We start from the raw sequence: 26,411 nt of genomic DNA, 5'->3' as shown, positions 1-26,411 counted from the left end.
TTGGATGGCTAACGGAGTGACAAGACTGAACAGGCAGGCTGCGCCGCCGCGCATCTTTTGATTGCCTTGTTTCCTATTGTGTCGGCAATGCTCTTGCCTTTGGCAATCTTTTGGAAAGGCCGTTGATATCGACAATTTGGGCAATGAGCGTCGTAACTGTTGGTTTACTCTTGGTGCTGTTAGAGCACAAAATCCAGACCAATATCGAGGCAGTGTGCACTGTGGGTGATCCAGCCCATAGAAATCAAATCAACACCGGTGTTCGCCACAGCCCGCACATTATCTGGGGTTATCCCGCCTGAAGCTTCGGCAATGGCTTGACCATCAATCATGCCTATAGCTTCGCTTAAGGTTTTTGGATCCATGTTATCCAGAAGCACCGCATCAACACCGATTTTCAGTACTTCGGCCAACTGCTCCAGCGTGTCGACCTCGATCTCGATCTTGACCATATGACCGACTGTCTCTTTGGCCCGATTCAAGGCTGGGCGGACACCCCCGGCTATGGCGATGTGGTTGTCCTTGATCAGCACCGCGTCACTTAGGGAGTAGCGATGGTTCATGCCGCCGCCTGATCGCACAGCGTATTTCTCTAACGCCCGCAAACCGGGCGTTGTTTTTCGGGTACAGACGATGGCAGCACGCGTGCCTTCGACGCGGCGAACCATATCGGCAGTCACACTTGTAATACCCGATAGATGACCCAAGAAGTTGAGCGCCGTACGTTCAGCAATCAGCAGACTGCGCGATGGTCCTTTGAAGGTAGCGATCACTGTGCCGGGCGCGACTGTCCCACCATCCTCGACATGACGGATTACTTTGATCGCCGGGTCTATCAGCTCACAAGCCAATTCAGCACAATCCAGACCGGAAATACATCCGGATTGACGCGCGCAAGCCACAACTTCGGAAACATGATCCGAAGGAATAACAGCCGAGGAGGTGACATCTCCGGCGAGGCCCAAATCTTCATCAAGTGCGCGGCGGATCACCGGCTCCAGCATCGTTCGGGGCAACGGGGCTAGGGGCATGATAGTCATTTCTCAAGCAGTCCTCAGAAAGGGTTCCTGACTGTTCAAACTCGCATGAGCAAGTACTTCGGTCAGAGTCATCAAAAGAGATTGCGCGTTCGCCTCAGGATTGGGGAAGTCGCTTCGGTAATGTCCGCCACGCGATTCTCGGCGCAGATCGGCAAAGACCGCGATCGAAAGCGCGACTAGTGCCGGGTCAGAAGCGCAGGCAGCGGTTTCGACCAACGGAGACAACTTTGAAATGACTTGACGCAATCCCACCTCGTCGCGGATCAAACCCAGAAATTTTGTAGCCAAAGGCCGGACAGAGCTAGGGTCAGCACGAGGCAGAGCGGTAACTGTAGGAACAAATGACAGGTTTCTCATTTCTGCCTTGGCAACATCATTTGCGGCGCGGCATCCCATCACCACCGCCTCCAGCAGTGAATTACTAGCAAGGCGATTGGCACCATGCAGGCCAGTGGCCGCGCATTCACCTATGGCCCAAAGGCCTAACAGAGTGCTTCTTCCATACTCATCAACGGCGATACCGCCCATGTGGTAATGCGCAGCCGGAAGTATCGGTATGGGATCGCGCGCCGGATCAATTCCGGTTGCTGCGCACAATGCATGGATGCCAGGGAACCGCTGGACAAATTCGGCACCAAGCGCGGCACGAGCATCAAGAAACACTCGCCCACCTTCCAATATGACCTGATGCACGGCACGAGCCACCACGTCGCGCGGGGCCAGTTCAGCCCCCGGAATATGCGACATGAAGCGCTTGCCGGTTTGGTCAATCAGAATTGCGCCTTCGCCCCGGACGGCTTCACTGACCAATGCCAGTGGTGTCTGCTTGGCATCCAGCGCTGTGGGATGAAACTGGACAAATTCCATATCGCGCAACGCTGCCCCGGCGCGGGCGGCCATCATGACACCCTGGCCGAAATTACCTGAAGGGTTGGTGCTGACACCAAACAGACCGCCGCAACCGCCTGTCGCCATAACGACCTGAGATGTGCGCAATACCTCTGCTTGGGCATCTTTTTGCAGATGAACGCCTGTGACGTGTCCGTCTAGCGTCAACACCCGTCGGGCTTCGACTCCGGTCAAGCAAGTGATCGACTGGCATTGCAACACGGCACTCGCAAGGGCCGATGTGATTTCGGCTCCGGTGCGGTCGCCGCCTGCATGCAGTATGCGGCGGCGGGAATGCGCGGCCTCGCGCCCCAAGGCATATGTGCCGTCGGCGGTTCTATCGAAACGAACGCCATGTTTCTCTAAACCAGTGATCGCCTTTTGCGCTTCGCAGAGAATGGCCGACGCCAGGGTTTCGTCGCACAGCCCGTCGCCCGCCCGCAAAGTATCGGCCAAGTGTTGCGCAGGATCACCATCCGTGCCTAGTTCGGCGGCAATCCCTCCTTGAGCCCAAGCGCTGGAACATTCCTGGCCCAGCCCTGCACGGGTGATTAGTACTACGGGTTGTGGAGCTAGTTCCAGCGCTGCCGTCAGCCCGGCGATGCCGCCACCGATGATGGCAGTTCGACCATGAAGCCCTTCGAGCCAGATCATTTCACTGCCAGCATCCGTTCTACCGCGCGGCGCGCATCTTCGGCGATGGCCGGATCGACGGTGACTTCGTGATGGCCCAGTTCCAATGCGTTGCGAATGTTGCGCAGACTAATGCGCTTCATATGTGGACACAGGTTACAGGGGCGCACGAATTCCACCTCAGGATGGTTCAGCGCCACGTTGTCGCTCATCGAGCATTCGGTCAGCAGGCAAACCCGCGTCGGTTTTTTGTCGCCGACGAAATCCGACATGACTGCGGTAGAGCCAGAAAAATCTGCTTCGGCAACCACTTCGGGCGGGCACTCAGGATGGGCTAGGACCGTAACACCCGGCCACGCTTCGCGCATTTCACGTATATCGGCTGGAGTAAACAGTTCGTGCACCTCGCAATGTCCATGCCATGCGATCAATTCGACATCGGTCTCTTTGGCGACGTTCTTGGCGAGATACTCGTCCGGGATCATCAACACGCGCGGCACTCCGAGGGATTCCACCACCTTTACTGCGTTGCCCGACGTGCAGCAGATATCCGATGCCGCCTTCACCGCTGCCGAAGTGTTTACATATGTGATCACCGGAACGCCGGGATGGGCTTCGCGCAGAAGCGCAATATCCTCGGGTGTGATGGAATCCGCCAGTGAACACCCCGCCCCCAAATCTGGGATCAGCACTGTCTTATCAGGATTCAGCAGCTTGGCAGTTTCCGCCATAAAATGCACACCAGCCAACACAATGACATCGGCATCAACCTCGACAGCTTCGCGCGCAAGCGCAAGGCTGTCGCCCACGATATCGGCAACTCCGTGGAAGATCTCCGGCGTTTGGTAATTGTGGGCGAGGATGACCGCATTCCTCTCACGCTTGAGATCAAGGACGGCTTCCAGATCATCTTCAAACAGCATCCATTCGGGTTGCGGGATGATCTGCTTTACCCGGTCGTAGAGGTCTGGAAGGCGAAAATCTTTCATTGGCTTCTCCATTTATACTCGCATCGAGTATATTGGGGCCATGCTTATTCTCGATTCGAGATTATGTCAAGCGAGGTTCAGGACCGGGAGAGAGGTAATCTGACGCCCGACAGCATGCGAGCCTCTAGAATGGCCGGCCTATATCGGAACAGGCGCGCCGGGCGACCACCGGTGCCGCTGGACATTTCGCCGGTATCTTCAATCAATTCCTGCTGATCAATCTGGCGGCGAAAATTGGGTTTGTGCAGGTGTAGACCAGACAGCGCTTCGACTGTGCGCTGTAACTGCAGCAAGGTGAAGCTTTCGGGCATGAGCTCGAACACCACCGGAGAGTATTTTATCTTGGCCCGCAAGCGAGATATGCCGGTGGCGAGAATGCGACGGTTGTCCGCTTCCATGTGACGACCGAATTCAGGAGTGTCAACAAGCCCTGCTTCGTACATCAGCTCATAACGTTGCAAAACCAGTTCTTCGTTCCAAGTCTTCCCATTCAAACCAAACAGATAGTCCACACGCTGCAGTTTTAGCGGATCACTTCCTGCCCAAGCTGAGATACGTTTGATAATTTGCAGTAGCTCTTCTGGGCTGCGATCACGATGATCCTCCCATGGGAAGTACTGATACCAGCTACGCCATGCCGGACGTCCAGCACCGGTAGTATCCTGCTCCCGCACCAGACCGAGATAGCTGATCGAGATACGCTGAGAGTTGTCGGCATAACCCGAGCGTGGATCGCGATCCTTGTCTGCAAAGGTATAAAGCTGTTCAAGATATCCCACCGGATGGCCGGTCTGCGCCTCAATCCAGGCCCGCAAGCCGCTTTGCAAGCTGCGGTGTGAAGATTCGAACGGTCCCGAAGGTAGCGCGTTACCGCCACGCAAGGTCATGACACGCGGCTGATCATCAGTCACGGCGATTAGGATTGCGATCAGTTCGGCAGGGGCTAGTCCACTTGGCAAGGAATTTCCTGTTTGTAGAATGTCGCGAAGCGTTGGTTAGAATGTGCGTTCTAACCCAAATTTAGTACCTTGGCTTGAAGAAAAATACAGTTTGACGGGTGCTTCTTCAGAGAACAAGCATTTCTGGCCCAGTTAATCGTCCCACTGTTCTAACATCAGGTTACTACTTTCGGTCCAATGAACCTGAAATACAGTTTCGTCTCACGACTTGAGAAGTGTCGCAAGATATGGGTTCGGGCTGACCAAACAGCCAGTTGAGGTGTTCGTTTCGCTAAGGTAGTTCTCAGAACGGTCTTACGTATGATCTTTTTGAAGGCTGCCGTTTCCGCAAAGACATTATTGATTACACTAAATACTTCGATTTGCGACACACAGTGTCTTATCGAAATTTGGAAGCGATCATAGCATGTCACAGCTAAAGTCTGACCACGTCACATTCGACAATTGGGTTGTGAAGCTTCCTCCAATTCGAAGATACCCATCCGACCCGCGGCGCTAAGCGGCCAGTTCTTTGAATCGTTGTACGGGACGGGGTCCAGGAGTGAATTGAAATCTACGGATCAGGGCCTCTAGGTAGTTTGATATCTTGGCTGATGTTCACAAATTGCAAGTTTCAGAACATCCCAGTTTGATTTTTGCGTCATGCGCTTTGGCTTTCTTAGGCTGAAGATTCTGATCCCGCATTGACACCACGGATGAAAGAGTCCGCGCACGGCGGTAACAATCCAGCAGTCGTTCGGGCGGGGCATTCTGCTGCTCCGATACCGGCACTACTGGTCGAAAACTTCTCCCGGTCCAATAGTCAGAAAGAGAGAGGCCCAGGGCAGCAAAACCCTGAGCCAGCTTTCAATCGGACGGTCCCGTCTCAGCCGCCACTCGAGTTTGCTAACCCTGGCTGGGCAAATCATTGGCGGGTGGTGTCAAATCCTGCGCACCGGTGCCGGGCATCAACTCGAAACCCAAATCGAATTGATCCAGGGTCGAAGCCAGTTGCGCTACGATCTCGGCGTTGCCCTCAGACTGCGCGGTGCCATCAGCGAGCATCTCGGTCAATCTGCGCTCACCGGTCATGACCTTTTCCATGTCCGTGCGGCTCAGACTGATCGAAAGATCGGCGTCTTCCGCCACCTGATCGACGATATGAGTCAGAGTGGCATTGCTCATCTCGACAACGATGTTCTCGTCCCGGTCGGGGATCGACAGGTTGATGGTGAACTCCATATCGGCGGCTTTGGCGCTATTGACGCGAATGGCCAGAAAGTCGAGCCACATCGTGGTCTGCATCGCCTTTATCGTATCGGGACCGGTGGTCTCGATGGTAGCGCCCTGCGGAATACCGTTGCGCAGTTCGAACGCCGCGCCAAGGAACGAGTTGCGGACCGAAGGGCTTTCCTTCTGATACCCGATCTGCTCGAACGCGTCGGCCAACAGGTCCTTGGCGGCCTGGTTCTGTGGCTCGGCGTAGACCAGTTTGTTTAGAATCTCGGTCGCTTCAAGATATTTACCGGTGTCCACCAATTCCTGCCCTTTCGACAGGATTGGCTCGGCGCCGCCCATCATCTCGACAAACAGCGGCGCGCTGTCTTCTGGCGACAGAGGTGTGAGCGTGGTGGGGTTGGCATCCCAGTCGCCCAGATAACGGTTTATCACCGCCCGGCTGTTATGCTCGACCGAGCCATGATAGCTGCGCGCGGCCCATTGCTGCTGCAGGCTTTCCGGCACGTCATAGACGTTGTGAATCTGATTGATGGTCACGCCCTTGTTGGCCAGATTCAACACCCCGTTGTTAAGATTGGCGTAAGTGTCACGCTGCGCACGCATCACTTCTTGAATGCGCTCATTTCCGTAACGGGGCCAAGAGTGAGAGGCGAACATCAACTCGGCATCCTGCCCAAACTTGTACAGCGCGTCATTGACATGCTTGGACCAGCTCAGCGCATCGCGCACCAGTGCGCCACGCAAGGTATAGATGTTGTGAATTGTGCTAGTGATGTTTTCCGCCGCCCAGAATGCCTTGAGGTCGGGGAAATAGGTATTCATCTCAGCAGGTGCTTCAGTACCCGGTGTATTCTGGAAGATCATACGCACGCCGTCTACGATGATCTCTTCACACGCGTCCGAGACATAGCGGGTCGGTTCGATCAAGCCCGTGGTGCCAGCCGAGATGTTCTTGCCGATGGACTGATCCACATGACCGAACGGGCTGCGTGGCAGCAATACGCCGTATTGAAAAAACAGACGGCGGTTCATCACGTTGCCCGCATAGACGTTTTCGGAAACCGCATGTTCCATGAAACCTTCGGGCGCGATCACCTCCACGCCGTTTGCCACGTCCTCATCGGTGATCACTCCGCGCACACCGCCATAATGGTCGGCGTGGGAATGCGAATAGACAACCGCCTTGACAGGAAGTTCGTCCACGGTGTCGTTCAGCAGCTTCAGCGCTGCAGCGGCAGTTTCCTTGGAGGCCAGCGGGTCAAAGATGATCCAGCCGGTATCGCCACGAATAAAAGTGATGTTGGACAGATCGAAGCCACGCACCTGATAGATGCTGTCGTCGAGAATCTCGTACAGGCCGAAATTCATGTTCAGGATCGCCTGACGCTGCAACGACGGGTGGATCGAGTCGAACTCTTTGCCCTCGAGCAGATAGTCATAGCTGCCGATGTCCCAGGCGACGGTGCCATCCTCGGTTTTGATCTGGCGGTATTCTGGAACCGCAATTAGCCCCTTGCGGCTTTCTTCAAAGTCACGCTCGTCATCGAACGGCAGGTTATTGCGTTGGGTTTGCTGGAATTCGATCGTGTAATCCGAGGACAGCTTGCCCTTCGGGTCAAAGTGCTGAGGACTATCATCCTGCGCGACGGCAAGACCTGAGGTCAGCGTCAAAAAGGTGACGGTCAAGAGTAAGGTGGTTCGGCGTGGCATATATAATCGGTTCCTATCATGAACGCTTCAAAAGAGGTCGCAGCGCAGGAGGTCTGACGGGACGAACCACGAGGTTGAAATTCGTCCCGCCGGTGCATTGACGTCCAGAAGTGCCGAGATGCGCGATCTTTTGGAAGCCGGGTGCCTGCCTGTACGACCAGCAGTGCGGCCCTCTTATCCGCAGAATTTTTCCCGAGAAGTGCAAACATGTTGCCACCTGTCGAAAAACACATGTATCAACGAGGCCAACATAATGGTTTTCCTTGGTTTTCCCGAGACAGAGGGATATTGAAGTGGATACTACCGAGCGCGAAATTCGGGTACAGATGCAACGTATCCTGGATCATCCGGATTTCACCGCCAGCCCCAAACGCCGCGCATTTCTGAACTATATCATCGAGGAATATCTGGCCGGTCGTTCAGATCAGATCAAAGGCGTGTCGATTGCCATGTCGGTCTTTGACCGCGACGAAAGCTTCGACCAGCAGGTCGATCCGATTGTCCGACTTGAGGCGCGGCGACTACGGCAGGAGATTGACACCTATTATGCCGGGCCCGGTCGGGGCGATCCGATACGCCTCACCATGCCCAAAGGAGGATACGCGCCGCGGTTCGAAAAATCTTCACTGCCCGGCCCTGTTCCGGCACCTGCTGACGCCCGGCCCAAGGCCGGGCTCAGGAGGCGACGACGCGCTCAGATTGGACTGGCTGCCGCCTTTGGCCTGACATTGTTTGGGCTGATCTGGGGATTGACCCGTTCAGGGACGCCTGAGGAACAGGCAAATCACAGCTTGCCCAAAGGGCCCGTCGTGGCTGTACTGCCCTTTGAAACTCTGGGAGAGGGCCCCGAGTACCTCGCCGCTGGACTTACCCGGCAGTTGACGACCGAGTTGATCCGGTTCCGGGACATCTGGGTCTTGCCCCTTGGCAGCACACTGCATTCTGGTGAAACCGAGATTGATACGGCGAGCTTGCGTACAGAATTCAACGCCGATTTCGCGCTGGAAGGCAATGTGATGGACAGGAGCGACACCTTGCGCCTTTCCGCACGCCTCATTGATCTGAAAGACCGAAGATATATCTGGTCGCAAAGCTACGAGGTCAGCAATACCTCCAAGGAGATCTATGCGGTACAGGACAGCATTATCCGAGATGTAATGGGTAAACTGGCCGGGAAATACGGGCTACTGACGCTTGGCGCGATGCGAGATGCCGATAGAATTCCACCCAACAATCGCGATGCTTATGAATGTGTGCTTGGTTATTACAGCTATCAGGTAACCATCAATCTGGATCGCCATGCCGAAATCAAATCCTGCATCCTGAACGCGCTTGAGAAGGCTCCGGATTATGCCGAGGCTTGGGCGGTGCTGTCGAACCTGTATCTGCAACAGATACGTTTTGGGCTGGGCGGAAATCGCGAACAGATTCTGGCCGCAGCCGATGCCGCAGCACGCCGGACGGTCGAGATCGACCCAAATCTGGCAGCTGGACATTTGATGATGGCCAATATGCGGTTCGTGCTCGGTGATTTTGCCGGGTTCCGCGAGGCCGGGCAACGGGCGATTGACCTGAATCCGAATGACACCGACATTCTGGCCCATTACGGGATGCGTCTGGCGTTCAGTGGCGAATGGGACAAAGGACTTGCTATTTTAGACCGGGCAATCGCTCTGAACCCTGTGCATCCTCAGTGGTATCTGTTTCCGCGGGTTTTTTACGAGTTCGACCGGGGCGACTATGAAGCGGCGCTGGCACAATTGGAACAAATCGATATGCCAGGTTTCTTCTGGACCCATCTATGGCAGGCCGCGCTACACAGCAAACTGGGAAATGGGGAACAGGCCCAGGCGGCTCTACGCAGCTTGTTGGTTCTACGCCCAGATTTTTCATCTGTTGCATCGGATATACTTGCCATTTGGCAACTTGACGCCACATTTAAGGAGAACCTGTTGGCCAGCCTCCAGAAGGCTGGTTTGTCAGATTCTTGATCGGCTTATCCAGTTTCCGCACACTTAGTCATCGGTGGGTTTCACAGTTATCTGGAATCGCATCACCCTTGTACGCAGCAATAAGTAAACCACGTCAGATGGCTGACTTCATATCATCAGATCGTCGTTTGATTTTCTAGCTTTCACGCAAGCGGGCCAACGGTCGCTGCCAGTCCATGTCTGGAATGGTTTGTCAGAGTTGGCGTTTTTTTGGGACGACCTTTTACGTAGTTTCGGCATTGCAAAACACTTTGATCATCGGTGCTAAACATGCGGAAGTTGATCACCTGTAGCCTGAAAGAAGCGCGCTTCTGGGTGGGATATGTCAATTCGACGCTCCAACATGCAAGGCAATCGAAACGCGTCTTTGGAAGATCTGCGCGACACTGTTCACCCACCCAATCAGGCCGGTTTCTTTAACTTTTACAACTGAAACGTTTATTCGGCATCAGAGCACTCCTTCTCTGGTCAGAATTTGCCCCAAAATTACGAACTCTGTTCGGACCCTTTTTTGAGTCAGGGCCAAGGCCCAGTTCGATAAACCACTGAGTAATCTGCAGCCATTACTAGCCCACCACACCGTGACCACGCACCTGCATGCAGTTCACAAGCACATGACGCCGCGCCATTTCGTCATTGTACTGGCCGCGCACAGATCCGACGATGCCACCTGCGATCGCACCTCCGATGACATCTTCCTTCTCGCCAACAACCCAACCAGTAACCGCACCATCAATAGCGCCGAACGTAGCATCCATTTTACGCTGCCCAGGATTGAAACTCGCGGCCATCAATCGGCATTCAGCCTCATCTGTGTAGAAGGTCGCATTCCTGGTTCCGTCAACCATCAGTGGCTTCTGCATCGGGTACTGAGTGCATGCGGTGAGACTGATGAGAGCAACAAAAATGAACTTTTTCATCGCAGCTTTCCTTTAGGGAATCGAAGTAATTGCTTGGCGTACACGCTAAACTTGCCTGCCTAGGCAGATCTCATTTAGGAAGTTTACGATTGTCGAAAAATAGCCCCGCCATTTTACGCAGCGTAAAATTGCATTTGTTTCGCTGGCTCGGTCGCAAACTTCTCTGGCGCATGAATACAGCGCCTTTCTTGCGCAGCTAAGTTGGCTAACTTGGCAACTAGATTAACGCGAAAAAACCGTCGGCCGAGCATGCCGAAGGCGTGACTGCACGCAGACGCGTAGGGCTGCGGCACAAGAAAGTCGGCGGCCCGAAAGTCCTTTTTCATTTTTTATAGGGTCTACTATTCAGCCGCGTAACGCTCCATGTCGGCAAGGCGCGTATATCCGTCCCGCGTCTGTGGTGTTTGAATGCCTAGAATATTTCCGGCGATTTGGGTCCGGAGAATCTGTGCGGTCCCGCCGCCGATAGTGAACATGCGCACATCGCGATACATCCGCTCCAGAGGTTCACGATCGCTGTAGCCGCGCGCGCCGAACATCTGCAGCGCATCGCTGACCACCTTAATAGCCATCTCGGACGCAAAAAGCTTGGCGCGGGCGGCCATGGTCATATCGGGATACTGACTGCCGTTTGGGCCACGCGATCGTGCCGCTTCATGGAGCAGCAGCCTAGCTGCATGAACTTTCGTGTCCATATCGGCCAGCATCCATTGAAGCCCCTGGAATTCTGCAAGCGGGCGCCCGAACTGTTCACGTTGAACGAGGTAGCGTTTTGCATGTTCAAGTGCCCCTGCCGCAACACCCATAGCAACTGCTCCCGCACCGACGCGTTGCGAATTGTAAGCGTTCATCAGGTCGGCAAAGCCACGCTTCAATCGTGAAGGCGGTTTGACCAGCCATTTCTCGTTGATCTCGATATTTTCGAACCGCAATTCTGCTTCGGGCATACCGCAAAGGCCCATCGTGTATTCGCGACCCACCACGGTGAACCCCTTGGGCGTATCACCTGACATCGGATCGGCAAACAGAATGAAACCGCCAATCCCCTGATCGACGCCTGCCTCATCGAGCACGCGGGCAAAGATCAGGTGCAGCTTCGAGACCCCTCCACCAGTGATCCAATGCTTGGACCCGTTGAGGATGTATGTGCGACCCTGTTTCCGCGCGGTAGTCTGCATTTCGGTCGCGGCACTTCCCGAGTCAGGTTCGGTTATGCAGATCGCAGGCTTATCTCCTGCCAGGACATGCTGAGCACAAAAAGCCTTCTGCTCATCATTGCCGTACCCCATGACCGCACTGATGCCGCCCATGTTGCCCTCGACAACGATGCGGGCGGTCAGGGTGCAGGCTTTTGCGATCTCTTCCACCACCATGGTGACATCCAGAAAACTCGCGCCCTGCCCACCATATTTCTTGGGAATGGTCATACCCATGATGCCAGCATCGGCCAATTCGCCAACATTCTGCCAGCAATACCTGCGCGATCTGTCCCAATCTGCGGCACGTTTCTCAAATTCTGGGGCCAGTTCTTTCGCAACGTTCACAAGCGGATGCGGCATGCGTGTCCCTCGTCTCTGTTTTTTAACAGAATACGCTTGCAGTAATACAACACAATCGAATAAAATTGGATATCTAATCCAGTATACTTTAACTTATGCAGACACGTTCTCTCAGAACCCTCATACGGGTCTCGAATGTCGGCTCCTTTGCGAAAGCGGCCGAGCAGCAAAACATGACATTGTCTGCACTTTCAATGCAGATGAAGGCGCTTGAGGCGGAGCTTGGCGTCGACCTCTTTGACCGCACCGTACGACCACCGCGACTTACGCCAATCGGCCGGAGCATCGTCGAGGCATCGATCCCGCTCCTGCAGCACGAAGACAGCCTTCTCAAAATCTGTCGCCCGACGCACACGCTTGTCGGGCATTTCCGAATAGGATTTGTCACAACTGCTGCCGTTCGCTTGCTGCCGAACTTCCTGAACAACGCAAAACGTCAAGCACCGCAAGCGACCTTCTCATTCGAAACCGGCCTGTCCAAGGTTCTACAAGAAAAGGTTGTAAGCGGTCAGCTTGATGCCGCCCTTCTTACAGATGCAGAAGGTGTTCCAGACACGCTTGCGGAAAAGGTGCTTCGAGAGGAACCCTTTGCCTTTGCAGCCCATGAGAAATTGCTGAAAGACGGCCTCGCGGGTTTATTGAATGCACAGCCCTTCTTTCACTTTATGCCCGACACCGGGATCGGAAAACTCATTGCTGGAGAGATGCTTAAGCACAAAAGACCAAAGGGTTCCGAAACCATTGTCCTTGATAACCTTGAAGCGATTATGGAATGTGTTTCGGCAGGCCTGGGATTTACGCTTCTGCCTGTCCCCGATGTTTTGCGGTATCGGTCTGACGACGTCAAAAGTATTTGTCTCCCACAATCGTCGGCTCGGAAACTTGTTCTTGCGACCGTGCGCAAGGGCGCGCTGGCTGGAAGTGAGGCGATGCTTGCCGCGCTATTCTCGACAGGCGAGGCCGTCGCTGCGGGCGAATAAGAAACACCTTTCCTGCACTCGCGGCTTCGGCTTGATCGACTAAGGTCTTGAAACCCTCTTTTGGGTTCACGCAAGAACGACCGGAACCGGCCTTGGATAAACCGTTTAGATGCTGCGATGCAGCCTGTCTAACTAGCCACTCGCTACGGGAGCGATGGCCGCATTCACGGGAACTCAAAAATCGCGGAACAGATCAGGCTATTGCAATTGTAAAAGGCGTGTCCGCCTCGTGCATTTCTCCAAACTGGCGCCGTGATGTCTTAAGGCGCGCTTGACCAATATTGGGATCATGTTTCCCAAGGTGGATTTGAGCCAATCTCTGTGATCAGAAAATCCATGAATACCCGAACTTTGGGAGATAATACGTTGGACTTGGGATAGATAAGCCATAGAACATTGTCTTCCGTAGCCTCAAAGTCTGGCAGAATTTGCATCAACCGGCCCGATTTCAGGTGATCATACACGCTCCATAGTGCGTTTAGGGATATTCCGGCGCCGGCCAGAGTGGCGCAGACCTGGCTTTGGCCGTCGTCTATGATCAATTGACCCTTAGCCATCGCTGGGTCAAATGCGGTTTTCTCACCTGCCTTACCCGTTAGCGTGCGCAATTGGCGATTTTGGAAAGCGATCAGGTGGTGGCTTTTCAGATCGGCAGGTGTTTTAGGTGTGCCGTATGTGTCAAGATAGTGCGGCGCGGCGCACAGTATGCGTCGGTCATCAGCCAATTTTCGGCCTTTCAGGCTGGTGTCGACAAGCGGCGCATTTCTTAGTGCAAGGTCGTAACTCCCCTCGATAAGATCGAACTGCACATCCGATAGGCGCAAATCGAGCGTCAGATCGGGGTGCTGTTGAAGAAATTTCGGCAGGATTGGAGCAATGTAGAGCTGAGCAAAGGTGCTGGGCGCAGCGAAGCGCAATGTACCGCGGATGGTCGCTGTTTGTTTGCCCAACGCCGTAAGTGCTGCCTCTTCCTGCGCAATAATCTCTCGGGCGAAGGGCAGGAAATCGGCACCTTCAACAGACAGCGACACCTTGCGCGTTGTGCGATGTAACAGTTCGGAACCCAGGCTTTGCTCCAACTTGGCAAGCTTTGCGCTCGAGACAGCTGGAGCCATGCCCAAAGCGCGCCCCGCCGCACTGATGTTCAGCCTTTCTGCCGCCGCTACAAACAATCTCAGCGCGTCTGTATCAAGCCCCATTATATCGCAAACCCGAATTATCAATCCATAAATGGGCAGTTTATACGCAAATAGATTAGCGTTAAATCCCCTTCATGGATGCAACTCGGCATGGGAAGGAGATGCAGATGACGCGGACAGCCACAGTCAACTACCACGTTCACAAGCCCTGGCGGCAAGCCTTTGAACTAGATGCAGGCGGGATTGCTGGTAATTTGATTTCGCCCGAACTGGCCAGCACGGCTGTTGCATTGACAGATGCCCGCACCACGAGCAACACAGTTACATTTGCGTCTGATGCTGTTGAGTTCGCGCTGCTGGAAACGCAGGTACAAGATTTTACCGGCGAGGTCTGGAAACCGACATACGATGCGGAACTAACGGCAATGCTCTCGTACAAGTTAGGTGCGCGCGAGGTTGTGGTTTTTGATCACACGGTTCGGATAGATGACCCAGGAGCGACGCGCAAACCCGCGCGCAACGTCCACAGTGACTATAGCAAGGACGGAGCCGAACAGCGGCTTGTCGATCTTTTGGGTGCCGAGGCCGCAGCGGAGTGGGCGCGCAGTCACTATGCTTTTGTTAATGTGTGGCGCCCTGTGGATCATCCTATCAACTCAGCACCCCTGGGCTTTGTTCGCCCGTCATCAGTTGAACCGTCTGATTGGATTTTGCTGGACCTGATTTATCCCGACCGCAATGGGCAAATAATGGGGCTGGTAGGAAACCCCAGGCATGAATGGATTTATCAATCGAAGATGACGCCGGATGAGGTCGCGATCTTCAACATCTATGACAATCAAGGTGCTCCGTCGATCGCGCATAGTGCGCTTGATATGGTCGAAGATTCAAACGTCAACACCATTCGCAAAAGCATCGAGAGCCGCACATTGGTGCGCTATTAAAGGAGAGCCGGACATGTTGGATAAAATGCAGCCTGCTGATTTTGCCCAAATCAACGTGGCCTATAACCGGGTATTTCGACCGGGACGGCTGAGCGTTGGCCTTGTGTTGCCGCTCGAAGCATATGCAGTCGGTGCAGAGCCGACGCTTCGGGATCATCTGGAAGCGGCTCGGAAAGCAGAGAACCTCGGGTTTGCATCACTTTGGCTGCGCGACGTGCCATTCAACGTTCCAAGCTTTGGTGATGCAGGACAGATTTTCGATCCATTTGTCTATCTGGGTGCGCTTGCTGCGGTGACGGACCGAATTGCCCTTGGAACGGCGAGCGTGATCTTGCCATTGCGTCACCCCGCTCATGTAGCCAAGGCGGCGGCGAGCGCGGACGTGCTCTCGGGCGGACGGTTGCTCTTGGGTGTAGCCTCCGGGGACCGGCCTGAGGAGTATCCGGCTATGAACCAGAGCTATGATGACCGCGGGGCACGTTTCCGCGACAGCTTTGACTACATCCGCGCCGTTGGATTGGACTATCCCGAGCGTGAAAGTGCACAGGGTACGCTGTCTGGCGGGATTGACCTGCTGCCAAAGCCGCATGGGACCCGCCTGCCGATGATTATTACGGGTGGTAGCCAGCAATCCCCCGATTGGGTGGCGCAGAACGGCGATGGTTGGATGACCTATCCGCGCAATGCGACTGCTCAAAGGCAGGTTATTGCGGACTATCGGAGGCGCGGGAAGGAAGCGGGCCAGCCAGACAAGCCTGTCATGCAATCCCTGTATATCGATGTCGTTGCCGATCACGCCGCACCACCGCGCCCGATCCATCTTGGGTTTCAGTCTGGCACCGATTTCCTGCGTAGCTATCTACGTGAAATAGAAACGCTTGGGGTCAATCACGTTGCACTGAACCTACGGTTCAATCAAGCGCCCATCGATACGACCCTCGAACACTTGGCGGATACCGTACTGCCCGACTTTTCCTAAAGGATCAGATCAATGACCAAGACTATACTCATTACAGGTTCAACCGACGGCATTGGTTTGCTCACGGCAAAGAAGCTGGCCGCCGATGGACACAAAGTACTTCTGCATGGACGCAGTACCTCCAAATTGGGCAGCGCTGCCACCGACGTCGGCGGCGATGTCGAATCTTATACCGCTGATCTGAGCGATCTGTCCGCAGTGCGAGAACTGGCTGAAAGCGTAAAGGCCAAACATGACAAACTGGACGTGTTGATCAACAATGCAGGTGTGCTGAAAGCTCCGCAAACCGTGCTTGCGGATGGGCAGGACATCCGCTTTGTCGTCAACACACTCGCACCCTATCTGCTCACAGAATTGCTGATGCCGATCATTCCCGCTGACGGGCGCGTCGTGAACCTGTCATCGGCAGCGCAGGCCCCGGTGAATATTAATGCACTGGAGGGTAGTGTCCCGCTGGCTGATATGGAGGCTTATGCGCAAAGCAAGCTGGCGATCACCATCTGGACCCGGGAATGGGCCAAATCTCTGTCCGATGCACCCGTCATGGTCGCGGTAAATCCGGGATCGCTGTTGGCCTCAAAGATGGTGAAAGAAGGATTCGGCCTAGCCGGGAACGATATGAACATCGGCGCTGATATCCTGATTGACGCAGCATTGGGTGATCGGTTCGCTGATGCGTCAGGTGCCTATTTTGACAATGACAGCGGTGCCTTCGCGAATCCACATGCCGCAGCACTGGACAAAGCACATGTTGCCGACGTCATGAACTCGATCAGAGGTTTGATTAACCAGATCAACTGACCCGCGCTGCGCTAAATCCAGACGCGCTTCCAACTTTAACCTCCCTTACCCCTCGCGTGTGCCGCGTCGAGGCCCAAGAAAGGACTGTCTGATGAAATATGAGAACTTTCAAACCTTTGACGTTGCTGTTGAAAACGGCATCGCAACAGTCACATTCAACTTTGGCACCGTAAACGTGCAAGGCCAGGAAATGCTGGCCGACCTCAACAGTCTGGCCATGCGGCTAGAGCGAGACCGCGAAACCAAGGTCGTGATCTTTCAGTCCGCCAACCCGGAAATCTGGGTCTGCCACTACGATACCGAGCTGCTCAAGGATATGTCGACTGAGGCCGTATCCCGGGAGGACGCACAGCTTTTGGACCTTCAATCGGTCTGCGAGCGGATCAGCAATGTGCCACAAGCCACCATCGCAAAGCTGGAAGGGTTCGCACGTGGTGGCGGACACGAGTTGGCGTTGGCGCTCGACATGCGATTTGCGGCGCGGGGTAAGTACAAGTTCATGCAGATGGAAGTTGGAATGGGCATCCTGCCTTGCGGCGGCGGTGCTTCGCGCATGGCACGTCAAACCGGCCTTGGAAAAGCGCTTGAGATCATCCTGAGCGCACAAGACTACGATGCGGATGATGCAGAACGTCTGGGCACCATAAACATGGCTTTGGAGCCAGATGAGATTGGCCCGTATGTAACAGCGCTCGCCGAGCGGATCGCAAAATTCCCGGCAGAGTCGATCAATGCCTGCAAGCAGATGGTCTATGAATCCATTGACAAACCAATTGATGAAGCGCTGAAGGCCGAAGCCTATTGGCTGTATCAGGCCACAAGCAAAACCCCGGCGGTCAAACGGTTCACCATCGCGGATGAACAGGGTCTGGAACACGACATCGAAAACCAGCGCAAGTGGGGCGATCTGGTTATGCAGGTTCAGGATATCAACTGATCCGTCCTCCAACACAATGATCACGTCAGGCGTGCGCTGTTCAATGCCGCGCCTGACACTTCGTCAAAAAAAGGAATATCCCAATGAAAGCAATGGTTCTGAACGACTACGGACCCGATGCACCGTTCGAGCTTGTAGAAATGCTCGAACCGGTCGCAACGTCTGGGCATGTAGTCGTCAAAGTGGCCGCGACCAGCGTCAATACCGTCGATACAATGATCCGAAGCATGGGCGCGGATCTACCTCTGTCCCCAAATTTGCCCGCGGTCCTTGGCATGGATTTTGCTGGCACGATCACAGCCGTTGGCGAAGGTGTTACAGGTTTTTCCATAGGCGATGAGGTGTATGGCTGCGCCGGTGGTTTGATGGACCTCCCTGGTTCGCTAGCCGAGTACATCAATGCGGATGCCCGCCTGATTGCACACAAACCCAAGACGCTGAGCATGCGAGAAGCCGCGGCGCTGCCTCTCGTAGGCATCACCGCCTACGAAGGATTGACGCGCGCCGGTGTCGGCGAAGGGCAAACCGTTCTGGTTCAAGGCGGTGCTGGTGGCGTTGGTCATGTTGCCGTTCAAGTTGCGCGCCACCTTGGCGCAACCGTGTCGGCAACAGGTCGTGGAGCGGATCAGTTAGCCCTGATCGAGGGTCTCGGTGCGCGCCCGCTGGATTTCACAACCCAAAAGGTCGAGGACTACGTGGCCGAACACACTGATGGCGTGGGCTTCGATGTGGTGTTTGATAGCGTGGGTGGGCCTAACATGACGAACTCGTTCGAAGCGGCCAAGCTCAATGGCCAAGTCGCCTCAACCGTCGCGATGGTCGAGATTGATCTGACACCTGTGCATTTCAAAGGTCTGTCTCTGCACGTCGTCTTCATGCTGATCCCGATGATGCATGATGTCGGGCGTCAATCCCATGGTGACATCCTGAAAACTCTGGCGGAAATGGCGGATGCGGGCCAACTCAAACCAATTGTTGACGAACAGAGGTTTGGGTGGACCAATGTCGATGCAGCCTATGAGCACCTGACAAACGGAGCGGCGGTCGGAAAAGTTGTTGTAGAGCTGTGAACGGAACCGGTCGGGATTGGTGCGTAGAGATATAATTGCGCACCATTCCAGTATGGCCTGATATTGATATCGACCGTCAGTACTCAGCCAAGCTGAATCCAAGTTGCAGCTCAGATTGCTATGAACTCAAAGCACTGGTCGGAGCTGACGCAGCACATGGATCCCCTCCGCTGCTGGCGATATTAACTGATACCGCCATTGCGGTTTCCAGTCCCAAGAACCTTTACTTCCAGCCAGTGGAAACCAAATGCGATCACGCCCGCGACGAGAATATAGAATACGGCCAACAGGATGAGCGGCTCGTAAATAATGAAAGTGTCGGAGCGCACACGTGAAGACACGGCGTAAATGTCGACGACAGTGATCGTCGCAACCAATGGAGTTGCTTTGAGCTGCAATATGGTTTCACCGCCCAATGTCGGCAGGACGTTGCGGATAGCCTGCGGCAACCAGATACGGCGAAACATGGTGAAACGTGGCATGCCAAATGCCTTGGCTGCCTCAAGCTGGCCCTTGGCGACCCCTTTGAAGGCACCGCGCATCACCTCTCCTTCGTAGCCGGCATAGGACAACGTCAGCGCCAGTACTGCATATGGCCAGGCCTGTCGCAAATAGGGCCACAACTCGGAAGAGCGTATCCAGGGGAACTGCGGAAACAAAGACCCAAGCCCATAATACAATAACCAGAGTTGCAGCAGCAGCGGTGTGCCACGGATGATAGTGCAAAATGCCTTGGCCGGGGCGGCAAGATACCAAGGCCCAACCGCCTGTGCCAATCCAAGTGGAACGGCGAGTAGGAAACCCAAAACTACGGTGACCACCAACAGCCAGATTGTCGTCCAAATGCCCTGAAGGGCGAGCGGCGCATATTTCGGGATCCAGTCCCACTGAAGAGAGACGGCGCACCAGACAACGATTCCAGCGAATATCAGCATCATCACAATGCGATGTGGTTGCATCAACGATCTGAAATCAATCATCTGCCCCCTCCCTTCAGAGAGGGTTGGCCGCGACGCGCCCATTTCTCAATCCGAGCGAAGATGCCGCCCGAACATAGCGTTACCATGAGATAAAGAAATCCCGCTGCCAGAAAGAAAGTAAAATAGGCGCGTGTACTGCTTGCAGCCTGGCGGGTTTCCAGTGTCAGCTCGTTGAAACCCACAACAGCGAGCAACGCGGTATCTTTGGTTGCAATCAGCCACAGGTTGGCAAGACCTGGCACGGCGAAGCTCATCATGGCCGGGATTGTCACGCGGCGCATGGTCATGAAGGCGGGCATACCGTAGGATTTGGCGGCTTCGATCTGACCGGGCGGAACCGCCTGAATTGCGCCGCGCAAAATCTCGGTCGCGTAAGCACCCTGGACAACACCCAGCACCCATATGCCTGCGCCAACACCACTGACCTCAACCCGACCCCCGCCCATTGCGGCGGAGATTTTGTTTATGATGTCAGATCCCACGTAATACAGGATCAGGATCAGGACCAGCTCGGGCACAGCCCGGATCACCGTCGTATAGATGGCGAGAAGATCGCGCGTGACCTTCCCGCCATAGAGTTTGCCATAAGCTCCGAACAATCCGATCACGAGACCGAGGGCATAAGCGCCGAAAGCGATCTGCAATGAGTGGGCCAATCCGCGCAGCAGATTGGCCCCCCATCCCGGCGGCGAGAGCGACAAAAGCTCTGCGCTCTGCGCCAATCCAAGTGAATCCAACAGTCCGTTCACGGCAGCGGCTTAGTAAATGCTGGCCGAGAAATAGTTCGATGTGATCTTCTCGTGCGTGCCATCGGCAAGAATTGCGGCGATGCCTTTGTTCAGCGCCTCACGCAGGTCATCTTGCCCTTTGCGCACGCCAGCCCCAACGCCGCGTCCCAGAATAGCGGGATCATCTGCAACGGCGCCTTTAATTTCACAGCAAGCGCCCGCATCCGAGTTTACAAAGTCGGCCATTGCGATGCTGTCTGCTTGAGTTGCATCAATACGGCCTGCGAACAGGTCCTGATTGGCCTCATCCTGTGTCTGATAAACCCGCAGTTCAGCATCCTTGAAATATTCCTGCGCATAGGCCTGGTGGATGGTCGAAGCCTGAATGCCGACAACTTTACCCGCCAGCGACTCGGGTGTCGCTTCGATATCCATCGATTTGTCCGCAACGATTACAGCGGGTGTGTTGTAGTAAGGATCGCTGAAATCAATGGTTTTCAGCCGCTCCTCGGTGATCGACATAGAGGCCATGATGGCGTCGATTTGCTGCCCGGTCAGCGATGGGATGATACCATCCCAGGCTACAGGCGTTATAACACAGTCCAGTTCGGCAGCTGCACAGACAGCATTGATAACATCGATCTCCCATCCAACCCAGTTGCCTGAGCTGTCAAGCGAAGCAAATGGTGGATAAGGTTCAGCCGCGATACCGATCTTGACCTCTTCGGCACTGGCGACACCAACTGAAAGGATGGCGGCGGCAACTCCGGACGCAAGCAGTTTCTTAAGGTTCATTTTGTTACTCCCTTTTGGTTCATTAGTTTGTTTTGACTGAATCAGGCGACCGAGCTGAGGAACTGCCTCAACCGCTCTGATTTTGGATTACCGAAGACCTCGGCAGGTGGACCCTGCTCTTCAATGCGGCCTTCGAAAAGATAGACAACGTGGCTGGCAACTTCGCGCGCAAATTTCATTTCATGGGTGACGAGCAGCATGGTGCGTCCTTCACCAGCGAGATCACGGATCACGTTCAAAACTTCGCCGACCAACTCGGGGTCCAGCGCCGATGTGGGCTCATCGAAAAGCATCACCGAAGGATCTACGGCAAGCGCACGGGCAATGGCGGCGCGCTGTTGCTGACCGCCAGATAGATAGGCCGGAAAGGTGTCGGCCTTGTCACCAAGCCCTACCCTTTTCAACAGGTCGTGCGCCCGCGAGATAGCCTCTGCCTTTGGCACCTTTAGGACATGTATCGGCACTTCGATCACGTTCTCCAGAAGCGTGCGATGCGTCCACAGATTGAACTGCTGAAAAACCATTGCCAGCCGCGTTCGTATACGCTCGATCTGGCGGCGGTTCGCGGGGCTACCATCGGCGTGCATTTCAACCAATTCACCGCCTATGGTGATTTTTCCCGAGCTCGGCGTTTCCAAGAAGTTGATACAGCGCAGCATGGTGGATTTGCCCGAGCCTGACCCCCCGATGATTGCGACAACGTCCCCCTTGTTGGCAGTCAGGGACACACCCTTCAGGACCTCTAGCGCACCAAAGGATTTGTGCAGGTCCTCAATCTTTATCGCCTCAATGGACGCAGTGGCTTCGGGTGTGGGTGATGCTGCTTCGGCTGTGTCCATATCTAACAATCTTCTGATTTCAGCTTGCAGTAAGCCTCGAATCTCGCAATTATGCAAGTGTATAATAACTCCATGCCATGGATGACACTGACGTGCAGGACGACAGCCGCAAATTTAAACGTGAGTCTGCTGAGTTTCGGCGCGAGGCGCTGATATTGGCGACTTTGGACCTGATCGTCGAGATGGGCGTCCGCGGTGCCACGGTGCGTGAGATTGCAGCCCGCGCGAACGTGACCCAAGGGTTGATCCGTCATTATTTCTCTTCAAAGGAAGAGTTGGTCCAGGCGGCGTATGAGCACCACATGAATACGCTAACCGATCAGACAGCAGCTTCGTCAGGAATGGGAAGCGCGGTATCTCAGTTGACCAACTTCGTTGACGCATCGCTGCGACCACCAATCGTTGATCCAAGCGCCGTGGCGTTGTGGGCCAGCTTTCTGAACAAGGTGCAACATGATTCAAAAATGCAGCGCATTCACCAGCAGACCTATAACTATTTCCGGGGTCACCTCGAGGAGCTGATCGTCGCCGCATTGCTGGAAACCGGACGTTCAGTTGCTGCAACGGAGGCAACGCAACTGGCCATTGCTTGCAACGCGGTAATCGACGGCCTTTGGCTGGAAGGTGGTGCGCTTCCGGACGCGTTTTCCGAAGGGCAATTGGCGCAGATCGGCTTGGACTCGGTAAGCGCCATCTTAGGGATACCATTAAACAAAGAGGCGGAGCAGCCATGAAGACAACATCTGTGACTGTGCGTTTAGCGGGGTTGGGTGGTGCCAAATGGGGTGTACACCTGAAAGCACGTGACCTTATCAAAGCCGGAGCGGATATCGTCGAAATGACGATTGGAGAACCGGATGTGCCCGTGCCAGCCGCATTGGTAGAAGCTACCGTAACCTCCTTGCGGGCACAACGGACAGGGTATTCCAACGGGCGCGGTGAAGCCGGACTGCTTGACGCGCTTGCTTCTCGCTATTCAGCCTCTCGTGGGCGGCCCTTCGGACCCGAGAACTTTTTGTGCTTTCCCGGGACGCAAACCGCCCTTTTCGCAGTGATGTCCGGGATTGCAGAGGCCGGAGACGAAGTTTTGGTTGGTGATCCGATGTACGCGACATACGAAGGAGTCGTGCGTGCATCCGGGGCGGATATGGTGCCTGTGCCGCTTCGGCCAGAGCACAGGTTTCGCATGCAAGCCGAAGACATTGCTGCACGCATCACTCCACGCAGCCGCGCCATTCTTCTGACAACGCCACACAACCCGACAGGTTCAATTCTGACTACCACGGAAATTGCCGAAATCGGGCAGCTCGCCATGGCGCACGATTTATGGATCATCTCGGACGAGGTCTATGAAGAACTGATCTTTGACGAGGCCGAATTTGCTTCACCATTGGCTGACCCGAAACTGGCGGATCGTGTCATAGGTGTATCATCCATCTCGAAATCACATGCTGCCCCAGGGTTTCGTAGCGGTTGGTGTGTCGGACCAGCAGCGTTTTGTGAAGCGCTGCTGCCGTATTCCGAAACAATGCTCTTTGGCAATCAGCCCTTCATCGCGGACATGACCGAAAAGGCAATCCGCGACGGGTCCGAGGTTGCCCCCGGCATGGCCGCTCGTTTCTCTGGCCGCGCCACCCTGCTGGCTGATCGTCTTGAAGCAGAAACGGATCTGACGGTTCATCGCCCAGAGGCGGGAATGTTCGCCCTCATCAACGTTTCTGCCACCGGGTTTGATGGCGAAGCTTATGCGTGGGATCTGTTACAGGCCGGGGTGGCTGTCATGCCAGGGTCCGCCTTTGGCGACGGTCTGAAAGACTGGGTCCGGGTCGCGCTGACGATTAGTGACGCCGATTTTGCCACAGCGGTTTCACGCATCATTGATCACGCCAACAGCAAATCACGCGAGGTTGCATGAGCGGAATGACAATCGGTGAAGCTTTGGTTGCCAAGCTTCGCCAAAGAGATGTGACCTGCGTCTTCGGAATTCCGGGCGTTCACACGGTCGAACTTTACCGCGGTCTTGCGACTTCGGGCATTCGTCATATCACGCCCAGGCATGAACAGGGTGCTGGTTTCATGGCTGATGGCTACGCGCGTGTTTCGGGGAAACCGGGTGTGACCTTTGTGATCACCGGCCCCGGATTGACCAACACCTTGACACCGATGGCGCAGGCGCGCGCTGATTCAATTCCGATGTTGGTGGTCTCTGGTGTCATTAAAACCGCTTCACTTGGCAAGGGCTTGGGACATCTGCATGAATTGCCAGACCAACTGGGGCTGGCCAGAACAGTTGCGTTGGTGTCAGAACAAGTTCCCGACTCCAACGCTCTGGACCCGGTCTTGGACCGTGTTTTTCACGACCTTACCAATGGTCGCCCAGGGCCGGTGCATATAGAGATCCCGTTGGATGTAGCAGCAGAAAAATATCAAAAAACACCAGTCGAGACGCTCGATCCAGCACCCCCGTTCAATCCAGATTTAATCTCACAAGCGGCAAGGCAACTGGCTAAAGCAAATCGAGTTGTCATTCTGGCGGGCGGTGGCGCGAAAAAAGCGGAAACCGATTTACAGACATTGGCTGAAACCCTCGATGCCCCCGTCGTGCAAACCGTCAACGCACGGGGCCTGATGCACGGACATCCACTGACCGTTCCTGCCAGCCCGAGCCTCAAAGCAGTACGCGAGCTGATTGAAAGCGCTGATTGCGTTCTGGCTTTGGGAACCGAATTGGGGCCAACCGACTATGACATGTACGCCACCGAGCAAATAGCAGGAAGGTCAGGCCTGATCCGGGTGGATCGCTGCAGCGATCAACTGGCGCGACATGAGGCAGCGCTTACCATTCAAGGTGACGTTAATTTGGTTGTACCGGCGCTGTTTGGGGCATTGTCCAATGAGGCCAAGCAAGACGACGGTGCCGAGCGCGCCAGCAAAACACGCCGCGCCGCCTGGGAGGAAATAGGTCCGGACTATCGCCATCAGGTCGAAATCCTGAACGCCATTCGCTCGGCAGTTCCGAATGCAATGATGGTCGGAGACTCTACCCAACCAATTTATGCCGGCAATCTTTTCTATGACCACGACCGGGCCGGGGGTTGGTTCAACGCTGCAACGGGATATGGCGCGCTCGGCTACGGGATACCCGCTGCCATCGGCGCGTCGATCGCCGATCCGACTGCAAGGGCGATCTGCATTGTCGGCGATGGAGGTGCCCAGTTTTCATTGCCTGAAATCATGGCCGCAGCAGATGAAAACCTGCCGGTCACCTTCGTGATCTGGAACAATCATGGATACCAGGAAATTGCCGCGTCGATGCGGGATGTGGGTGTGACCGTCATAGGTTGCGATCCTTCGCCCCCGAATTTTTCTGCATCAGCCAAGTCTTTTGGCATTCCATTCACCAAGGTTCCGGCCGAACCACAGGCTGTCGCGCAGGCGTTGCGCGAAACTGTCGCTTTAGATGGGCCAGCAATGATCGAAGTCATCGCTCCGAAATGTGAACCTCAGAAAGATTGAAACATGTCAGACCCGACCTTTGAGTTCTCCCGCGCCATCACCCGCCGCCCGGCTGCGACCATTGCCGGCGGTTTGCGTGCAAAGGATATTGGAAACCCCGATTTCGAAGGAATGATGGCGGCACATAAGGCTTATGTGGCTGCACTGAAAAGCACCGGGGCTGAAGTGATCGAACTTGATCCCCTTGACGCGTTCCCCGACGCACAGTTTGTCGAGGATACGGCCCTTTGCCTGCCGCAAGGCGCTGTGCTGATGCGACCAGGCGCACCATCGCGGATGGGTGAGGTGGCAGAAATGGCGCCAAATCTTCGCGCTTGCTACGAGACGGTTCTGGAAATCAACGGCCCCGGCCATATCGAGGGCGGAGATATTCTTTTAACTGGCCGCGAAATTTTGGTGGGCAGATCAGACCGCACGGACGCTGAGGGTGTCGCCGAGCTGGCTAAAATCACTTCCGCGTGGGGCCACAAACTGCGCGAGGTGTTTACACCGGAAGGCGTTTTACACTTCAAGACAGATTGTTCACTGATGGATGCCGAAACAATCCTGTCTACCCGAAGACTTGATGCATCAGGCTGCTTTGAGGGCTACCGAGTGCTTCATGTTGCTGATGGGGAAGAAGCTGCTGCCAACGCAATCCGCTTCAACAATCTGGTGCTGATGGCCGCAGGCTTCTCGCGCACAGCAGACATGTTGGATCGTGAAGGGTATGAGATCGTAGAAATTGACAACACCGATTGCGCCAAGCTGGATGGCGGCATGTCATGTCTCTCGCTAAGACTTTGAAGGGTTATTC

Annotated in this window: 23 protein-coding genes; 11 read left to right on the top strand and 12 right to left on the bottom strand. The window is 55.0% G+C overall.

What is annotated here, in order from left to right; all coding sequences use genetic code 11:
* Window positions 1–179: 179 nt before the first annotated feature.
* From nadC to ACR0BI_RS10440, 5 genes are all read right to left on the bottom strand, one after another.
* The gene (nadC, locus tag ACR0BI_RS10460) at window positions 180–1,040 is read right to left on the bottom strand and encodes a carboxylating nicotinate-nucleotide diphosphorylase (protein WP_480562098.1); all 861 of its coding nucleotides are present in this window, start codon (window positions 1,038–1,040) and stop codon (window positions 180–182) included.
* Between the two features lie 3 nt (window positions 1,041–1,043).
* Complete coding sequence (locus ACR0BI_RS10455) at window positions 1,044–2,582, bottom strand: L-aspartate oxidase (protein WP_480562100.1); 1,539 nt, start codon at window positions 2,580–2,582, stop codon at window positions 1,044–1,046.
* Window positions 2,579–3,550 (bottom strand): quinolinate synthase NadA, encoded by a 972-nt coding sequence (gene nadA / locus ACR0BI_RS10450; protein ID WP_170407554.1) that lies wholly within the window; start codon window positions 3,548–3,550, stop codon window positions 2,579–2,581. The genes ACR0BI_RS10455 and nadA overlap by 4 nt, the downstream gene beginning before the upstream one ends.
* 77 nt (window positions 3,551–3,627) lie before the next feature.
* Complete coding sequence (locus ACR0BI_RS10445; RefSeq protein WP_170407551.1) at window positions 3,628–4,509, bottom strand: NrtR DNA-binding winged helix domain-containing protein; 882 nt, start codon at window positions 4,507–4,509, stop codon at window positions 3,628–3,630.
* Between the two features lie 885 nt (window positions 4,510–5,394).
* Window positions 5,395–7,437: an alkyl/aryl-sulfatase gene (locus tag ACR0BI_RS10440; protein WP_480562102.1), complete on the bottom strand. Its 2,043-nt coding sequence runs from the start codon at window positions 7,435–7,437 to the stop codon at window positions 5,395–5,397.
* 293 nt (window positions 7,438–7,730) lie between these two features.
* Between ACR0BI_RS10440 and ACR0BI_RS10435 the strand changes: the two genes are divergently transcribed.
* Window positions 7,731–9,428, top strand: coding sequence for a tetratricopeptide repeat protein (locus ACR0BI_RS10435; protein ID WP_480562104.1), 1,698 nt, complete (start codon window positions 7,731–7,733; stop codon window positions 9,426–9,428).
* Window positions 9,429–9,994: 566 nt separating this feature from the next.
* On the opposite strand, the gene ACR0BI_RS10430 is transcribed toward ACR0BI_RS10435, so the two are convergent.
* Both ACR0BI_RS10430 and acdA read right to left on the bottom strand, forming a co-directional pair.
* Window positions 9,995–10,348, bottom strand: a complete 354-nt coding sequence (locus ACR0BI_RS10430; RefSeq protein WP_170394225.1) for a hypothetical protein — start codon at window positions 10,346–10,348, stop codon at window positions 9,995–9,997.
* Window positions 10,349–10,689: 341 nt separating this feature from the next.
* Entirely contained in the window at window positions 10,690–11,907 is a 1,218-nt protein-coding gene (acdA, locus tag ACR0BI_RS10425; protein WP_480562106.1) for a 3-sulfinopropanoyl-CoA desulfinase, read from the bottom strand.
* Between the two features lie 95 nt (window positions 11,908–12,002).
* Between acdA and ACR0BI_RS10420 the strand changes: the two genes are divergently transcribed.
* Entirely contained in the window at window positions 12,003–12,887 is an 885-nt protein-coding gene (locus ACR0BI_RS10420; RefSeq protein ID WP_170561671.1) for a LysR family transcriptional regulator, read from the top strand.
* 287 nt (window positions 12,888–13,174) lie between these two features.
* Here the strand turns inward: ACR0BI_RS10420 and ACR0BI_RS10415 are convergent, their stop codons facing one another.
* Window positions 13,175–14,086, bottom strand: a complete 912-nt coding sequence (locus tag ACR0BI_RS10415; RefSeq protein WP_480562109.1) for a LysR family transcriptional regulator — start codon at window positions 14,084–14,086, stop codon at window positions 13,175–13,177.
* A gap of 107 nt (window positions 14,087–14,193) precedes the next feature.
* Here ACR0BI_RS10415 and ACR0BI_RS10410 point away from each other — a divergent pair, with 107 nt between their 5' ends.
* The 5 genes from ACR0BI_RS10410 to ACR0BI_RS10390 all read left to right on the top strand — a co-directional run bounded on the left by ACR0BI_RS10410 (window position 14,194) and on the right by ACR0BI_RS10390 (window position 18,757).
* Entirely contained in the window at window positions 14,194–14,970 is a 777-nt protein-coding gene (locus ACR0BI_RS10410; RefSeq protein WP_480562111.1) for a CmcJ/NvfI family oxidoreductase, read from the top strand.
* Window positions 14,971–14,983: 13 nt separating this feature from the next.
* The gene (locus ACR0BI_RS10405) at window positions 14,984–15,949 is read left to right on the top strand and encodes an LLM class oxidoreductase (RefSeq protein WP_223118529.1); all 966 of its coding nucleotides are present in this window, start codon (window positions 14,984–14,986) and stop codon (window positions 15,947–15,949) included.
* A gap of 12 nt (window positions 15,950–15,961) precedes the next feature.
* On the top strand, window positions 15,962–16,750 hold the full coding sequence (locus ACR0BI_RS10400; protein ID WP_480562113.1) for an SDR family NAD(P)-dependent oxidoreductase: 789 nt from the start codon (window positions 15,962–15,964) through the stop codon (window positions 16,748–16,750).
* 91 nt (window positions 16,751–16,841) lie between these two features.
* Window positions 16,842–17,687 (top strand): enoyl-CoA hydratase/isomerase family protein, encoded by an 846-nt coding sequence (locus ACR0BI_RS10395; protein WP_480562115.1) that lies wholly within the window; start codon window positions 16,842–16,844, stop codon window positions 17,685–17,687.
* An 83-nt stretch (window positions 17,688–17,770) separates the two neighbouring features.
* A complete protein-coding gene (locus ACR0BI_RS10390) occupies window positions 17,771–18,757 on the top strand; it encodes a zinc-dependent alcohol dehydrogenase family protein (RefSeq protein ID WP_480562117.1) in 987 nt (328 codons plus the stop codon).
* 182 nt (window positions 18,758–18,939) lie between these two features.
* Here the strand turns inward: ACR0BI_RS10390 and ACR0BI_RS10385 are convergent, their stop codons facing one another.
* From ACR0BI_RS10385 to ACR0BI_RS10370, 4 genes are read right to left on the bottom strand one after another with little or no spacing between them, the layout of a single operon-like run.
* Entirely contained in the window at window positions 18,940–19,737 is a 798-nt protein-coding gene (locus ACR0BI_RS10385; protein WP_170625582.1) for an ABC transporter permease, read from the bottom strand.
* Complete coding sequence (locus ACR0BI_RS10380) at window positions 19,734–20,486, bottom strand: ABC transporter permease (RefSeq protein WP_170394206.1); 753 nt, start codon at window positions 20,484–20,486, stop codon at window positions 19,734–19,736. The genes ACR0BI_RS10385 and ACR0BI_RS10380 overlap by 4 nt, the downstream gene beginning before the upstream one ends.
* A gap of 9 nt (window positions 20,487–20,495) precedes the next feature.
* On the bottom strand, window positions 20,496–21,260 hold the full coding sequence (locus tag ACR0BI_RS10375) for a transporter substrate-binding domain-containing protein (RefSeq protein ID WP_170394204.1): 765 nt from the start codon (window positions 21,258–21,260) through the stop codon (window positions 20,496–20,498).
* A gap of 41 nt (window positions 21,261–21,301) precedes the next feature.
* On the bottom strand, window positions 21,302–22,099 hold the full coding sequence (locus tag ACR0BI_RS10370) for an ATP-binding cassette domain-containing protein (RefSeq protein ID WP_170407522.1): 798 nt from the start codon (window positions 22,097–22,099) through the stop codon (window positions 21,302–21,304).
* Between the two features lie 77 nt (window positions 22,100–22,176).
* On the opposite strand from ACR0BI_RS10370, the gene ACR0BI_RS10365 reads away from it, so the two are divergent.
* The 4 genes from ACR0BI_RS10365 to ACR0BI_RS10350 are packed head-to-tail and all read left to right on the top strand — an operon-like array spanning window position 22,177 to window position 26,401.
* Window positions 22,177–22,833, top strand: coding sequence for a TetR/AcrR family transcriptional regulator (locus ACR0BI_RS10365; protein ID WP_480502986.1), 657 nt, complete (start codon window positions 22,177–22,179; stop codon window positions 22,831–22,833).
* A complete protein-coding gene (locus tag ACR0BI_RS10360; RefSeq protein ID WP_480562120.1) occupies window positions 22,830–24,014 on the top strand; it encodes a pyridoxal phosphate-dependent aminotransferase in 1,185 nt (394 codons plus the stop codon). The genes ACR0BI_RS10365 and ACR0BI_RS10360 overlap by 4 nt, the downstream gene beginning before the upstream one ends.
* Window positions 24,011–25,615, top strand: a complete 1,605-nt coding sequence (locus tag ACR0BI_RS10355; protein WP_480562122.1) for a 5-guanidino-2-oxopentanoate decarboxylase — start codon at window positions 24,011–24,013, stop codon at window positions 25,613–25,615. Before ACR0BI_RS10360 ends, ACR0BI_RS10355 begins: the two co-directional genes overlap by 4 nt.
* A 3-nt stretch (window positions 25,616–25,618) precedes the next feature.
* Window positions 25,619–26,401, top strand: coding sequence for a dimethylarginine dimethylaminohydrolase family protein (locus tag ACR0BI_RS10350; RefSeq protein ID WP_480562124.1), 783 nt, complete (start codon window positions 25,619–25,621; stop codon window positions 26,399–26,401).
* Window positions 26,402–26,411: the final 10 nt, after the last annotated feature.

The sequence above is a fragment of the Ruegeria sp. E5 genome (assembly GCF_056534105.1).
The sequence above is the reverse complement of the archived record's forward strand: the minus strand, read 5'-3'. Positions and strand labels throughout refer to the sequence as shown.